At 37.2% G+C, this 15,201-nt stretch carries 12 protein-coding genes; 10 read left to right on the forward strand and 2 right to left on the reverse strand.

The window, feature by feature from the left end; all coding sequences use genetic code 11:
• Nucleotides 1-2 precede the first annotated feature (2 nt).
• From infB to FFM65_RS05330, 10 genes are all read left to right on the forward strand, one after another.
• Nucleotides 3-2,855, forward strand: a complete 2,853-nt coding sequence (gene infB, locus FFM65_RS05285; RefSeq protein ID WP_119317976.1) for a translation initiation factor IF-2 — start codon at nt 3-5, stop codon at nt 2,853-2,855.
• A 169-nt stretch (nt 2,856-3,024) separates the two neighbouring features.
• Nucleotides 3,025-3,384, forward strand: coding sequence for a 30S ribosome-binding factor RbfA (gene rbfA, locus FFM65_RS05290; RefSeq protein WP_010019505.1), 360 nt, complete (start codon nt 3,025-3,027; stop codon nt 3,382-3,384).
• 110 nt (nt 3,385-3,494) lie between these two features.
• Nucleotides 3,495-4,409, forward strand: coding sequence for a tRNA pseudouridine(55) synthase TruB (gene truB, locus FFM65_RS05295; protein WP_119317977.1), 915 nt, complete (start codon nt 3,495-3,497; stop codon nt 4,407-4,409).
• A 12-nt stretch (nt 4,410-4,421) separates the two neighbouring features.
• Entirely contained in the window at nt 4,422-5,348 is a 927-nt protein-coding gene (gene ribF / locus FFM65_RS05300; protein WP_119317978.1) for a riboflavin biosynthesis protein RibF, read from the forward strand.
• A gap of 358 nt (nt 5,349-5,706) precedes the next feature.
• On the forward strand, nt 5,707-6,753 hold the full coding sequence (hrcA, locus tag FFM65_RS05305; RefSeq protein ID WP_119317979.1) for a heat-inducible transcriptional repressor HrcA: 1,047 nt from the start codon (nt 5,707-5,709) through the stop codon (nt 6,751-6,753).
• Nucleotides 6,754-6,769: 16 nt separating this feature from the next.
• Entirely contained in the window at nt 6,770-7,330 is a 561-nt protein-coding gene (gene grpE / locus FFM65_RS05310) for a nucleotide exchange factor GrpE (protein ID WP_119317980.1), read from the forward strand.
• Between the two features lie 35 nt (nt 7,331-7,365).
• Nucleotides 7,366-9,231 carry a molecular chaperone DnaK gene (gene dnaK / locus FFM65_RS05315; RefSeq protein ID WP_119317981.1) on the forward strand — a complete coding sequence of 622 codons (1,866 nt, stop codon included), beginning with the start codon at nt 7,366-7,368 and terminating at the stop codon, nt 9,229-9,231.
• Nucleotides 9,232-9,356: 125 nt separating this feature from the next.
• Nucleotides 9,357-10,496 (forward strand): molecular chaperone DnaJ, encoded by a 1,140-nt coding sequence (gene dnaJ / locus FFM65_RS05320; RefSeq protein WP_010019515.1) that lies wholly within the window; start codon nt 9,357-9,359, stop codon nt 10,494-10,496.
• 106 nt (nt 10,497-10,602) lie between these two features.
• Nucleotides 10,603-12,450: a translation elongation factor 4 gene (lepA, locus tag FFM65_RS05325; protein ID WP_119317982.1), complete on the forward strand. Its 1,848-nt coding sequence runs from the start codon at nt 10,603-10,605 to the stop codon at nt 12,448-12,450.
• A 63-nt stretch (nt 12,451-12,513) separates the two neighbouring features.
• Nucleotides 12,514-13,818, forward strand: a complete 1,305-nt coding sequence (locus FFM65_RS05330; RefSeq protein ID WP_119317983.1) for a dihydrolipoyl dehydrogenase family protein — start codon at nt 12,514-12,516, stop codon at nt 13,816-13,818.
• Between the two features lie 82 nt (nt 13,819-13,900).
• On the opposite strand, the gene FFM65_RS05335 is transcribed toward FFM65_RS05330, so the two are convergent.
• Both FFM65_RS05335 and FFM65_RS05340 read right to left on the reverse strand, forming a co-directional pair.
• Entirely contained in the window at nt 13,901-14,887 is a 987-nt protein-coding gene (locus tag FFM65_RS05335; protein ID WP_119317984.1) for an ISL3 family transposase, read from the reverse strand.
• Complete coding sequence (locus FFM65_RS05340) at nt 14,880-15,149, reverse strand: transposase family protein (RefSeq protein ID WP_119317985.1); 270 nt, start codon at nt 15,147-15,149, stop codon at nt 14,880-14,882. The genes FFM65_RS05335 and FFM65_RS05340 overlap by 8 nt, the downstream gene beginning before the upstream one ends.
• Nucleotides 15,150-15,201: the final 52 nt, after the last annotated feature.

The following is a 15,201-nucleotide window of genomic DNA, read 5'->3' on the forward strand; positions in this document are numbered from 1 at the left end:
GGATGGTCAAAAAAAGAATTTATACTATTGCAAAAGAAAATAGTGTTGAGAATCAAGTAGTACTAGATGCCGCTGCAAAATTGGGCATTAATGTGAAAAACCATATGTCATCAGTAGATGAAAGTGTAGAAAAGAAAATAGTTGGTAGCTTAAAGGGTGGTAAAAAACCAGTTAAGTCTCAATCAAAGAATCAAGCCAATGCACAACCTAAGACTGATGAAAAGCACGAAGGTAGTAATCACAATTCAGGTGATCACAAAACTAAGATCAAGATTACTGCTGTAAGAAGAGATACTAATAAGGGTAAGGGTCATTTTGACCATCGTAACAATAATCACAACTCCAACAGTAATCGTCCAAACAGCAATAATAATAACTATCATCGTCCAAACAATGGTAACAATTCTCACAATTCAAACAATGTTAATAATGGCAATAGAAACGATAATCGCAATTCACAAAATCGTGATAACCGTAATCGTAACAATGAAACACGTAACAACCGCAATGGCGAGAATCGTAACAATAATCGCAATCGCAACAATAACAACCGACGTGATCGTTCAAGTGTGCAAGGACAAGCTCCACGTCCAAGACAAAGTGCCGGTAACAAGTATCTAGAACAATTTAAGACCAACATCGCTGATGCTAGTCATATTCCTAGTCATCCAACTAGAAACCACAACAATCGTTCTAATAACAACCGCACTAACAATAGTGATAATGCTCATAGAAACAATCACCGTCCTAACAATAATAACGAGAACAATAATCGTTATAACAAGAACAACAACCATAATGTAAATAACCGTAACAACAATAATAATCGCAACAACCAAAATCAAAATAGAAGACCTAATAACAATAACGTAGCTGCTAAGGCTAAGGAAACTCCTAAGTCAACTGTAGCAAACGTTAATATTCCAAAGCCAGAATACAAGAAGCCAAAGCCAACTAACAATAACCGTGACTTTGGTCATAAACAAAATCTTGCTAATCCATTTGGTAGTCGTAAGAAGAAGAAGGAACGTAAACGTCAACAACGTCAACGTACTGAACCTAAGAAGCCAATGCCACAAAGAAAGGAACGTCCATTACCAGAAACACTTGTTTATACAGTGGGTATGAACGCTCAAGATATTGGTAAGTTGATTCACAGAGAACCAGCTGAAATTGTTAAGAAACTCTTTATGCTTGGTATTATGATCAACCAAAACAAGTCATTGGATAAGGATACCATTGAATTGTTGGCTGAAGATTACGGTATTAAATCACAAGAAAAGGTTGAAGAAGATGTTGCCGATATCGACAAGTACTTTGATGCTGAAGTTAATACAACAGAAAACCTTGTTACACGCCCACCAGTAGTTACAATCATGGGTCACGTTGATCATGGTAAGACAACCTTGCTTGATCACTTAAGACATACACATGTTACTGCCGGTGAAGCTGGTGGTATCACTCAACATATCGGTGCTTACCAAGTTCGTCTAAAAGACAGATTGATTACCTTCTTGGATACTCCAGGACACGCTGCCTTTACTAATATGCGTGCTCGTGGTGCTGATATTACTGATATCGTTATCTTAGTTGTTGCTGCTGATGATGGTGTCATGCCACAGACAGTTGAAGCTATCAACCATGCCAAGGCTGCAAATGATCCAATTATCGTAGCTATCAATAAGATCGATAAGCCAGGTGCAAATCCACAACACGTAATCGAAGAATTAATGCAATATGACTTAGTTCCTGAAGATTATGGTGGGGATACTATCTTTGTTAATATTTCTGCTAAGATGGGTACAAATATTGACGAATTGCTAGAAATGGTTCTTCTAGAATCTGATGTTCTAGAATTAAAGGCTAACCCTAAGCAAAAAGCTATCGGTACTGTTATCGAAGCTAAGTTGGATAAGGGTCGTGGACCAGTTGCTACATTGCTAGTTCAACAAGGTACATTACACGTTGGTGATCCAATTGTTGTTGGTAATACCTTTGGTCGTGTCAGAACTATGACTAACTATAATGGTAAAGAAATCAAGAATGCTAAACCATCAGAACCAGTTGAGATCACAGGTCTTAATGAAGTTCCCGAATCAGCTGACAAGTTTGTTGTCTTCGATGATGAGAAGACAGCTCGTGCTGCTGGTGAAGAACGTGCTAGTCGTGCTCTTCAAAAGGAACGTCAAAATACTAACCCTGTAACACTTGATAACTTGTTCGAAACAATGAAAGAAGGAGAACTTAAACAAGTCGACGTTATTATCAAAGCCGATGTTCAAGGTTCTGCTGAAGCCATTGCCGGAAGTTTGAAGAAGATCGAAGTTGAAGGCGTTCGTGTCAATATTATTCACTCTGCCGTTGGTGCCATTACTGAAAGTGATGTTAACTTAGCTGCTGCAAGTAACGCTATCATCATTGGATTTAATGTTCGTCCAACTGCTCAAGCTAAGGTTCAAGCTAAGGATGAAAATGTTGATATTCGTCTACACAGAGTTATCTACAAGGCTATCGATGAAGTTGAAGCTGCTATGAAGGGTATGTTGGAACCAGTTTACGAAGAAAAAGTTATCGGTAACTTGACTGTTCGTGAAACTTACAACGTATCTAAGATTGGTACTATCGCTGGTTGTTATGTCAATAGTGGTAAGATCCAACGTGATAGTGGCGTAAGACTTATCAGAGATGGTATCGTTATTACTGAAGGTAAACTAGCTTCTCTAAAACGTTTCAAAGATGACGTTAAGGAAGTTGGCTCAGGATTCGAATGTGGTATCACAATCGAAAACTATAACGATATTAAGATCGGTGACGAAATCGAAGTTTACGTTATGGAACAAGTTCCAGTTAAATAGTTAATAATCTAAATAAAGCCAGAATGTTTTTTGAAACATTTTGACTTTATTTTTTTGACAAATTATTAAGAGAAAAGAAATCTCGTAGTAATGTGATATAATCAAGCAGTGATGATTAAAAGATGACAAGTAAACTAGAGATAGTTTGAAAAATAATGGAGGTACAAGCATGGTAAAACATCGTATTGGTCGTGTTGAACAAGAAATTCAAAAAGAAGTCAACGACATTCTTCTTAAACGTGTACGTGATCCTAGAGTTCAAGGCGTTACAGTTACAGGTGTCGAAATGACCGGTGATTTACAGCAAGCAACGATTTATTACAGCATTCTTTCTGAAAAAGCTAGTGATGTTGAAAAAACTCAAGCAGGACTAGATAAGGCTAAAGGTTTGATTCGTCGTGAATTAGGTCAAAAATTGACCCTTTATAAAGTTCCAGAACTTGAATTCAAGCAAGATCAATCCGTTCGTTACGGAGAAAAGATTGATAAATTGATTGCTAAGTTGCATCAAGACGAAGCTAATCGTTAAAACTAACAGGTAAGAATATTTTTCTTGCCTGTTTTTTTGTGGAAAACTTTCTATTGTTAATAAAGACTAGTAAAATTGTTAATGATATTACGAAAAAATGGAGATTGATTATGGACGGAGTAATTCCATTAAATAAAGAAATCGGACAAACAAGTTCAGATTACGTATATAAATTAAGAAAAATTTTGCATACAAGAAAGATTGGTCATACAGGGACTTTAGATCCTTTAGTTGATGGTGTTTTACCTATCTGTGTCGGTCAAGCAACTAAATTGGTCAATACTTTGACAGGTTCTCCTAAGGAATATGTTGGTGAAATTACTTTGGGACGTTCTACAACGACTGAAGATCGTGAAGGCGAAACAGTTGAAGAAAAGAAATTATTAAAGCCATTTACTAATGAAGAATTGAAGACGATTTTTGAACAAATGACTGGTGATTTAAAGCAAATTCCACCAATGTTTTCAGCCGTTCGTGTGAATGGTAAGAAACTTTACGAATATGCTCGAGCTGGTATCGAAGTGGAACGACCAGTTCGCCAAATTCACATTTATAGTTTTTCAATGACTTCAGAACCTAGTTTTGATGAAACGACTGGCTATCAAACGATCAAATTTCACGTTAAGTGTTCTAAGGGAACTTATGTTAGAACTTTGGCAGTAGAATTTGGCAAATTATTAGGTTATCCTGCCTTTATGTCACAATTGACTCGTGTAAAGAGTGCGGGTTTTCCAATTGAAGAAACTTTTACTTTAGGCCAGATTGAGGAAATGATGGAAAAAAATGATTATCGTTTCTTGAAATCTATCGATGAAGTTTTAAAAGATGTGCCTAGTTTAGAACTGAATGATGAACAGTGGGATGTTCGTGTCAGTCATGGGGGATTCTTAGAAGAAAGTGATGTCGACTCAGACAAAACTAAACAATTACGAGTGCAAAGAAGCGGCATTACCAAAGCACTTTACAAGTATGATAAAGTTAGAAATATGTGGATTCCAGATTTGATGTTATTGAACAACAAGTAAAAGAGGGTAATTATGCAGATTATTAATGTTAAACATCCGCTAAAAAAGGAACAATTGCCAACTGAAGCAACAGTTTTGATTATGGGCTTTTTTGACGGGGTACATTTAGGACATCAAAAAGTTATTAAGACGGGTGTGAAATTAGCCAAAGAGCATAATTTGAAGTCTATTCTCTTAACTTTTGACCGTTCTCCTAGAACTGTTTACCAACATGAAACTAATTTTAAGTATCTTTCAACTAGAAGTCGCAAAGCCCAATTGGTCGAAACATTAGGAGTGGACTATCTTTATTTCGTGAAATTCACACCTGAATTTGCGCATCTAAAACCACAGGAATTTGTGGATCAATATATGATCGACCTCAAAGCTAAATATGTTGTTGCAGGGTTTGACTATACCTATGGCAAAAAAGATGTTGCCAATATGGCTAATTTGCCTAATTATTCTAAGGGTAATTTTGAGACCGTCATGGTGCCGGAACAATTGATTAATGATCAAAAAATTGGTTCAAGCGCTATTAAAGAATTCATTACGAGTGACAGGATTAGTGAAGCTAATGAATTCTTAGGCTACAATTATCAAAATCAAGGCAAAGTCATTCATGGCTTACAAAGAGGTCGGACACTCGGTTATCCCACAGCCAATATAGCTGTTGATGGTGATCAAGTGATTCCTTCAATTGGTGTTTATGCTACTAAAATAAAAGTAGATGGGGTTTGGTATAATTCAATGACCTCAGTGGGGTATAACGTTACTTTCAAAGAAAACACTGGTATTACGATTGAATCTAATATTTTTGATTTTGATCGAGATATTTATGGCGAGCCAGTAGTGATCGAGTGGGTCAAATATTTACGTGGCGAAGTGAAGTTCGACGGTGCAGACGGTTTGATCAAGCAGTTAGAATTAGATAAGAATAATTCCTTAAAAGTATTGTAAAAAGAGAACTTGAGATGCAAAAGGCTCTTTCTTAAGTTAGGTTATCGGTAGATGTCGTCCTTCGTTCTGCTTTGTGGACGCTGGAACGTACTGGACACAACTGAGTATCCATAAAGCCGTCATTACCGGACTAGATAGTGCTTCTTATCTTTTATTTCCTATAATTTAAGGTCAAAAATAGCATTTATTCAGACTACGATAATCTAAATAGATGCTTTTAGTTTGTTGATAATAATAAGAGCTTTTATGAAATAATTTTGAAAAATGAGCGTGCATACTTGACACTATAAGGATAGATTGTTATATTTTACATTGTTAGCACTCAGGTATGAATAGTGCTAAAAAGGAGGACGGTATAATGCTATCACAACGTCAAGATGCAATCTTGAGAGAAGTCGTGCGCATATTTACAGATACCGGCCAGCCGGTTGGGTCGAAGACATTGATGAATGAATTACCATTTCATGTAAGTTCTGCGACGATCAGAAACGAGATGGCTTTGCTTGAAGAGGTTGGGTATCTCGAGAAGACTCATCTTTCTTCAGGTCGAATTCCTTCAGCAATGGGATATCGCTATTATCTTGATCATCTGGTACAACCAACTAGTGTGCCACAAGATATTGCCCAAAGAATTGACGAAGATTTTGGTAAAACTTATCATCAGATCGGTGATATTATCGAACAATCCGCCAAGATCTTATCTCATTTGACCAGCTACACCGCAATTACATTGGGACCAGAAAGTAGTTCGATCCGTTTGACTGGATTTAGAATTGTCCCTTTGAACGCACATCAGCTTATGGCAATCATTGTCACAAGTGATAATAATGTAGAAAATAATATTTATACTGTCGATGATGATTTTGATACTTCATTAATTGAAAAAATCGTCAACATCGTAAATGATAAATTGGTAGGACAACCCCTTAATAAGGTTCTCCAAATGCTTCATAGCGATGTCCCAGCAATTCTTTCCGAATATATGTATTCAACAGATGGTTTGTTGGATATGATGGATTCACTCTTTAAGAAAGCTGAATCAGAGAAGTATTATGTCGACGGTCAATTGAATCTTTTGAATTATGCTAATAGCGACGATATGTCGGAAGTTCAATCATTGTTCTCGATAATTAATCAGAGTAATGATTTGAGAAAATTATTAGATCCATCGATTTTAGATGATGGAATCAAGGTTCGCTTAGGAAGTGAATTAGGTAGTGATGCGTTGAAGAATTACAGTATCATTACTGCTAATTATGATGTTGGGCATCATGGTAAAGGTGTCATTGCCTTACTTGGTCCAACGACGATGCACTACTCGCAATTGATTGGTTTGTTAGGCGAATTTAGAGTTGAGTTAGCGAAAAGATTGATTGATTATTATTCAAGGTATGATGATTCTTGAAATTTAGGAGGAAGTAATGGCAGATAAACAAAAAGATCAAAATTTGAAGAATGCTAAAGAAGAAACTTCAAAGACTGATAAAAAAGCTGAAGAAAAAACAGCTAAAAAGAAAGTTGATCCCAAAGATGCAAAGATTAAGGATCTAACAGCCAAGAATGCGGATTTGGAAGATAAATTCTTAAGAAGCCAAGCTGAAATTCAAAATATGAATAATCGTCATAAAAAAGAAGTTGCTGGCATGCTTAAATATGACGGACAAAAGCTTGCTACTGAAATTCTTCCAGTTTTGGATAACTTGGAACGTGCTTTGAATGTTGAAGCCACTGATGACTCAAGTAAGCAATTGAAAAAGGGTATTGAGATGGTTCAACAACACATGGTTAAAGCTTTGGAAGACAATCATGTGAAAGCTATTGATAATGCAGGTGAGAAGTTTGATCCTGCAGTTGCTCAAGCTGTTCAAACTGTCCCCGCAGATGATGACCACAAGAAAGATACTGTTGTTCAAGTCCTACAAAAAGGATACAAGCTTGAAGATCGTGTCTTGCGTCCAGCTATGGTTGTCGTTGCACAATAATAAGTAAATAAAAAATTAAAAAGAGGTTTAGGTTTATGTCTAAAGTTATTGGTATTGATTTAGGTACTACAAACTCTGCTGTAGCCGTTTTGGAAGGCGGTTCTCCAAAGATTATTACAAACCCAGAAGGTGCAAGAACAACTCCTTCAGTTGTTGCATTTAAAGATGGTGAAATTCAAGTTGGTGAAGTTGCCAAAAGACAAGCTATCACAAATCCTGATACAGTTTCATCAATCAAGCGTCACATGGGTGAAGCAGGTTACAAAGTTACTGTAGCCGGCAAATCATACACACCACAAGAAATTTCAGCTTTTATCTTGCAACACATCAAGAAGTTCTCAGAAGACTACTTGGGTGAAAAAGTTACAGATGCTGTTATCACAGTTCCTGCATACTTCAATGATTCACAAAGACAAGCTACTAAAGATGCTGGTAAGATTGCTGGATTAAATGTTCAACGTATCGTTAACGAACCAACAGCTTCAGCACTTGCTTATGGTCTAGATAATGACAAGGGTGACGAAAAGATTCTTGTTTATGACCTTGGTGGTGGTACATTTGATGTTTCTGTACTTCAATTAGGTGACGGTGTCTTCGAAGTACTTTCAACAAATGGTGATACACACCTTGGTGGTGATGACTTTGACCAAAAGATCATCGACTGGTTAGTTGAACAATTCAAGGCTGAAAATGGCGTTGATTTGAGTCAAGACAAGATGGCTCTTCAAAGATTAAAGGATGCTGCCGAAAAAGCTAAGAAAGACTTATCAGGTGTTGCTCAAACATCAATCAGTCTTCCATTTATTTCATCAGGTGCTAATGGCCCACTTCACTTGGAAGAAACATTGACACGTGCTAAGTTCGATGAATTGACTTCAGACTTAGTTGAAAGAACAAAGATCCCTGTTGACAATGCTTTGAAGGATGCTAACTTAACTACTTCAGACATCGACAAGGTTATCCTAAATGGTGGTTCAACTCGTATCCCTGCTGTTCAAGATGCTGTTGCTAAATGGACTGGCAAGGCTCCAGACCACTCAATCAACCCTGACGAAGCTGTTGCTTTAGGTGCTGCTATCCAAGGTGGTGTTATCTCTGGTGATGTTAAAGACGTTGTTCTACTAGATGTTACTCCACTATCACTTGGTATTGAAACTATGGGTGGTGTCTTCACTAAGTTGATCGATAGAAATACAACTATCCCAACAAGCAAGTCACAAGTATTCTCAACTGCTGCTGATAACCAAAGTGCTGTTGATATTCACGTTCTTCAAGGTGAACGTCCAATGGCTGCTGACAACAAGACTTTAGGTCGTTTCCAATTGACAGATATTCCTGCAGCACCTCGTGGTGTACCTCAAATCCAAGTTACATTCGATATTGATAAGAACGGTATCGTTAATGTATCTGCTAAGGATATGGGAACAAACAAGGAACAAAAGATTACTATCAAGAGTTCATCAGGTTTGAGCGATGAAGAAATCGACCAAATGATGAAAGAAGCTAAGGAACACGAAGAAGAAGATAACAAACGTAAGGAAGAAGTCGATGTTAAGAATGACGTTGAACAAACATTGTTCGCAACTGACAAGACTCTAAAAGACGTTAAGGGTAAAGTTTCTGACGATGAAATCAAGAAGGCCCAAGATGCTCGTGATGCTTTGAAAAAGGCTCAAGACTCAGGTGATCTTGAAGACATGAAGAAGAAACGTGACGATTTGAACAAGATCGTTCAAGACTTGTCTGTAAAACTTTATCAACAAGCTCAACAAGCACAACAACAAGCCGGTGGCGATAATGGTGCTACTGGTACAGGTTCAACTGATGGTAAGAAGTCAGGCGACGACAATACAGTTGATGGCGACTTTTCCGAAGTAGATCCTGATAAAGATAAGAAATAATAATTGTGATAAAGAGCAGTGGTTTAATTACTAAAACCAATTATGGTATAGTAAGAACAATAACTGCTCTTTTGAGCGTTAAAAAGGAATAGGACGTAAAAGTCCTGTCGCATAAAGGTGATTTAATGGCAGATAAAAATCCATATGACGTACTAGGCGTTGATAAAAACGCTTCTGATGACGATATAAGAAAAGCATTTCGTAAACTTTCTAAAAAGTATCACCCTGATTTGAACAAGGCTCCTGATGCTGAAGAGAAGTTTAAGGAAGTTAATTCCGCTTATGAAATTCTAAAAGATCCTCAAAAACGTGCGCAATATGATCAATATGGTTCTGCCGGCATGAATGGTGGCCAAGGAGGATTTGGTGGCTTCGGCGCTGGTGGTGCTGGAGATCAATTCGGTGGTTTTGAAGATATCTTCAGTCAATTCTTCGGTGGCGGCGGTGCTGCTCGTCAAAATCCTAATGCCCCAAGACAAGGTTCCGATCTTCAATATCGCATGGACTTAACTTTTGAAGAAGGTGTCTTTGGTAAAAAGACTAATATTTCTTACAATCGTGAGGAAGAATGTTCTACTTGTGGTGGTTCTGGTGCAAAGCCGGGAACACATCCAGAGACTTGTTCAAAATGTCATGGTTCAGGCTATGTTGAAGTTGATCGTCAAACTCCACTTGGTCGTATGCGTACACGTGTTGTTTGTGATGTCTGCAATGGTACTGGTAAGGAAATCAAAGAAAAGTGTAACGTTTGCCAAGGCTCAGGTAAGGTAAATGAAAAGCATGAATTGAAGGTTACTGTACCAGCTGGTGTTGAAGATGGACAACAAATGCGCTTAGAAGGCCAAGGTGAAGCCGGAACTAACGGTGGACCTTACGGTGATCTATACATTGTCTTCCACGTTGCTCCAAGTAAGGAATTCAGACGTGATGGTTCAACTATCTATGCTTCAGTTAATATCAGTTTCCCACAAGCTACTTTGGGAGATGAAATCAAAGTCAATACAGTTCACGGTCCAGTTAACTTGAATATTCCTAGTGGAACTCAAACTGGTACAACGTTTAGATTGCGTGGCAAAGGTGCTCCAGTTCTTAACAGCAAGAGTATCGGTGATGAAAAGGTAACAGTTAATATTGTTACTCCACGTAAGTTGTCAGCTGAACAACGTAGTGCTTTGAAGAAATTCGCTGAAGCTGGTGGAGACAAAGTTAAAGAAAAAGATAGTAACTTTTTCAATAAAGTCAGAGATGCTTTTAAAGGTGAATAATTTAAAAGAAGGGGTTTTGACCTCTTCTTTTTTGTTGTCTAGAACATCGGTGTACAATAGTGTAAAATAGAAAGAATGATAAATTTCTGATAGAAGGGAATAATTTATGGATTTAGATCTCGATAAATTAAAAGAAAGACAAAAAAGAATTCGTAATTTTTCTATCGTAGCGCATATCGATCATGGTAAATCAACGATTGCCGATCGAATTTTGGAAAGAACTAAGACAGTTTCAAAACGTGAAATGAAAGCTCAGATCCTTGATGATATGGATTTGGAGCGTGAACGTGGAATTACTATCAAGTTGAATGCGGTCGAACTAGAATACGAAGCAAAAGATGGACAGACTTACATCTTCCATTTAATCGATACACCAGGACACGTGGATTTCTCATATGAGGTTTCACGTTCGCTTGCTGCCTGTGAGGGTGCTTTGTTGGTGGTTGATGCTGCTCAAGGTGTCGAAGCACAGACGTTAGCTAATGCTTATTTAGCGATTGATAATGACCTAGAAATAGTACCTGTTATCAATAAAATCGATTTACCTTCTGCTGAACCAGACAAGGTTAAAGAAGAAATTGAAGAGATGATTGGTATCGATGCTGAATCTTCAGTTTTAATGAGTGCCAAGACTGGTATTGGTGTTGATGAACTGCTTGAAAGAATCGTTTCAGATGTTCCTGCACCAACAGGAGATTTGGATAAACCACTTAAAGCTTTGATCTTTGATTCTGTTTATGACAGTTATCGTGGCGTTGTCCTTGATGTACGTGTCCGTGAAGGCGTTGTTAAGGTCGGAGACACGATTGAATTGATGAGCAATAAGAAGACCTTTGAAGTTACAGAAGTCGGTGTGATGTCTCCTAAGGCTGTTAAACGTGATTACTTGATGGCAGGGGATGTTGGGTACATTACTGCCAGTATTAAAACAGTTAAGGATACTCAGGTTGGTGATACCGTTACTCTAGCTGACAATCCAACTGATGCACCTTTGACTGGTTACCGTAAGAGTACGCCAATGGTATACGCGGGACTTTATCCTGTTGATAATGCCAAATATGAAGATCTGCACGAAGCCTTGGATAAGTTGCAATTAAATGATGCTGCTTTGGAATACGAACCAGAAACTTCGCAGGCTTTAGGGTTTGGTTTCCGTGTTGGATTCTTAGGTTTGTTGCATATGGATGTTGTTCAAGAGCGTTTGGAACGTGATTTTGACCTTGATTTGATCACGACGTCGCCATCAGTTGACTACCATGTTACGAAAACTGACGGCGAAGAGATTATAGTTGATAATCCGGCTGAATTGCCAGATGCTACTGATATTAAGGAAATCCGTGAACCATTTGTTCGAGCTGAAATAATGGTTCCAGAAGATTTTGTTGGTCCTGTTATGGAACTTTGCCAAAGAAAACGTGGTGAGTTCATTACAATGGACTACTTAGATAAGTATCGTGTTAATGTAGTTTATAGATTACCATTGCTTGAAATTATTTTTGATTTCTTCGATGATTTGAAATCTAATACTAAAGGTTACGCATCGCTAGACTATAGTGTTGATGAATATGAACCTAGTGAACTAGTTAAAATGGATATCTTATTGAATGGCGAACCAGTCGATGCTTTGAGTTTTATCGTTCACAAAGACTTTGCTCAAAAACGTGGTCGTGATATCGTAGCTCGCTTGAAGGAAGTAATTCCTAGACAAATGTTTGAAATTCCAATTCAAGCTGCTATCGGTAACAAGATTGTCGCTCGTGCAAATGTTAAAGCTTATCGTAAGGATGTTACTGCTAAACTTTATGGTGGTGATAGAACTCGTCGTGATAAGTTGTTGAACAAGCAAAAAGCCGGTAAGAAGCGTATGAAGGAAGTCGGAAAAGTTTCCGTACCACAAGAAGCCTTCATGTCGGTCTTGGATCTTAACCGAGGCAAAGATGACAATAAAAACTAAGAAAACACTTATAATGTAACTATACGTTGCATTATAAGTGTTTTTTATTTGGAGGAGATTTGTATGGAAAAATTCGATACGATTATTATCGGAGCAGGACCTGCAGGCTTAGCTGCTGCTTATAATTTGAAAGGCAATGGTCAAAACGTTGCCGTGATTGAAAATAACCTCTGGGGTGGAACTTGTCCTAACCGTGGTTGTGATCCTAAAAAAGTCTTATTGAGCGGTGTCGAAGCAAGAGATAGAATGGCCCAACTTCAGGGTAAAGGTTTTGATGATGTGCCTTTCGTTAACTGGGAACAATTGGAGACTTTTAAAGAAAAATTTACAGCACCAGTTTCTACTGGGAGTCGTAAAGGAATTGTTGATGCGGGTATCACAGCAATTGATGGACAGCCAAAATTTACTTCTGAGAATGCTTTAACTGTCAATGGAACTGAGTATCAAGCTGATAAGTTTATTATCGCTACCGGTCAACGTCCTAGTTATTTAGATATCACTGGAAAAGAACATTTATTATCTAGTACTGATTTCTTATCACTCAAGAAGATGCCAGACGATATCACAATTATTGGTGCAGGATACATTGCCTTTGAATTAGCTACAATTGCTAATGCTACTGGAGCCAAGGTTCATATTGTCCACCACAATGACCATCCATTAAAAGCATTTGATCAAAAATATGCTATGGAATTAGTTAAACAACTCGAAAATAAAGGCGTTGATTTTAACTTTAATGTCGACATACAATCCATCACTGCTCAAGATGGTAAATATGTTTTAAAAGCCGATAATTTTGAATTGAGCACGGATTTAGTAATTGGCGCTACTGGTAGAATTGCTAACGTTGATTTCTTAGATTTAGAAAAAGCTAACGTCCAATACAATCGTCATGGTGTAGTTGTTAATGACTACTTGCAATCAACTAATGAGAATGTTTATGCGATTGGGGATGTTGTCTCCACTAAACAACCTAAATTAACTCCAGTTGGTGGTTTTGAAGCCAGTTATGTCAGTGATGTTTTATTAGGAAAGACTGATAAAAAGCTAGAGTTGCCTTTGATTCCAACGGTTGTGTATGGCAGTCCTAAACTTGCCAAAGTTGGTGCTCAAACTGGCGATAAAGTAGTTGAACAAGATGTAACTAGTTGGTTTACGTACAGTCACACTAATGAACCAGTTGCTAAAGTAAAGATTGTTTTGAATGACAAAAAGCAAATTATTGGTGCCACTTTGTTGAGTAATGAAGCTGATGGTTTGATCAATTTGTTGACACTGGCTATCAAACAAAAGATGAGTCACGAAGATGTTGTTAAAGAAATTTTTGCTTATCCAACTGCAGCTAGTGATTTGGAATATTTGATTTAAAGAAATATTTTGGCTCTTTGTCAAATCGTATTGATGAATGATTTTGAGCTCATTGAGCATCCTCACCGAGGATGCTCTTTTTCTATGCACAAATCAGTCTTATTCTCTTAATAAAGTGTTCAGGATTTCTAAAGCCATAGGAATTTCTTTTTAGTTTTTTTATCTTTCCAATGGTGCCCTCTAGAAGGCCATTGGAGTATGGCAATAAGCAACTATTTTTTACATAATTTATATTTTTTCGTAACGTTGTAATGGATGTATCCATTGCGGTCCCATTTCTTTTATATCCAGAAATAATTTCCTGAAGTAGGTCTATGTCGTGATATCTTATTGATCTTTGAATACTCTGATAAGTATCATAGGTTTCCTTGAAAATTGGTATTTCATCAGTAGCTATATCGATAACATTTTGAATAGTCGTAAATTCATTTATACCGACAATAAATTTTATATGAGTATCGTCTACATCTTCCTCTGGAAGATGATATATACGCCAATCAGATTTCATTGCTTTGTAAATACGAGATTTTTTGTCAGGCAATTTTTTTAAAGAATTGATACGTACTTGATCTAGAGCTCTACTACAAAGTTGGACTATATGAAATCTATCTACGACAATGCGAGCGTTTGGAAATATGCGATGAACGACTATTTGATAATTAGCATTTAAGTCAATTGATACGGTTTTTACGGCTTGTCGTTCCGATAAGCTGTAATTGTTTATAAAGTGTTCGGTTATTGTTTTAGACAGTCTGTCATGTATCAATTCAACCAACCTATGTGTATCCGCATCGATAGCAATAAATGTAAAAATATTTTTTACAGACCGAAACTCATCAAAACAAAGATTCTCTGGCAAATGCACACATCTATTAGGAATTTTGGTATTACTATATAGAATCCTGCTTACAGTATTGGTTGAAATACCAATGATTTTAGCTATTGATGACAGCGTAAATGATTCTTTAGCCATAGAAAAAATTCTATTCTTGATCTGTTTGGTCATAGTATGATTTTTAATCAGTAGATCACTGTGAGCACCGCAGGTGCTTCCACAGTTCCTACACAAAAATCGTTGTTTTTAGTACTAGGTGGTACTCGATACCATTAAAGCTAGCCAATCTTGCATTGGTAGTTCTTTTACCATTTTTAACTAGTGTATTCATTCCACATTGAGGACATCTATGTAAGGAATAAGATAATTCAGCATTCACTATTTTAATGTGTTTTATAACGCCACGTTTTTTTATCTTGGCATCCTTTACTGAAACATTTTTTATATTATTGTCTTTTATGTCTAGTGCATATAGTATAGAATTGTCTTGGGACATCATTGTTCACTCCTGTTTGATTTGGTTTGGTCGCTTAAATCTTAACACGAGA

It is taken from the genome of Companilactobacillus formosensis (genome assembly GCF_005405305.1).
Classification (GTDB): Bacteria; Bacillota; Bacilli; order Lactobacillales; family Lactobacillaceae; genus Companilactobacillus; species Companilactobacillus formosensis.

Excerpts from the sequence above, each read along its gene's own strand:
- infB (WP_119317976.1), top strand. The coding sequence starts at position 3 with ATGGTCAAAAAAAGAATTTATACTATTGCAAAAGAAAATAGTGTTGAG.
- rbfA (WP_010019505.1), top strand. The coding sequence starts at position 3,025 with ATGGTAAAACATCGTATTGGTCGTGTTGAACAAGAAATTCAAAAAGAA.
- truB (WP_119317977.1), top strand. The coding sequence starts at position 3,495 with ATGGACGGAGTAATTCCATTAAATAAAGAAATCGGACAAACAAGTTCA.
- ribF (WP_119317978.1), top strand. The coding sequence starts at position 4,422 with ATGCAGATTATTAATGTTAAACATCCGCTAAAAAAGGAACAATTGCCA.
- hrcA (WP_119317979.1), top strand. The coding sequence starts at position 5,707 with ATGCTATCACAACGTCAAGATGCAATCTTGAGAGAAGTCGTGCGCATA.
- grpE (WP_119317980.1), top strand. The coding sequence starts at position 6,770 with ATGGCAGATAAACAAAAAGATCAAAATTTGAAGAATGCTAAAGAAGAA.
- dnaK (WP_119317981.1), top strand. The coding sequence starts at position 7,366 with ATGTCTAAAGTTATTGGTATTGATTTAGGTACTACAAACTCTGCTGTA.
- dnaJ (WP_010019515.1), top strand. The coding sequence starts at position 9,357 with ATGGCAGATAAAAATCCATATGACGTACTAGGCGTTGATAAAAACGCT.
- lepA (WP_119317982.1), top strand. The coding sequence starts at position 10,603 with ATGGATTTAGATCTCGATAAATTAAAAGAAAGACAAAAAAGAATTCGT.
- FFM65_RS05330 (WP_119317983.1), top strand. The coding sequence starts at position 12,514 with ATGGAAAAATTCGATACGATTATTATCGGAGCAGGACCTGCAGGCTTA.
- FFM65_RS05340 (WP_119317985.1), bottom strand. The coding sequence starts at position 15,149 with ATGTCCCAAGACAATTCTATACTATATGCACTAGACATAAAAGACAAT.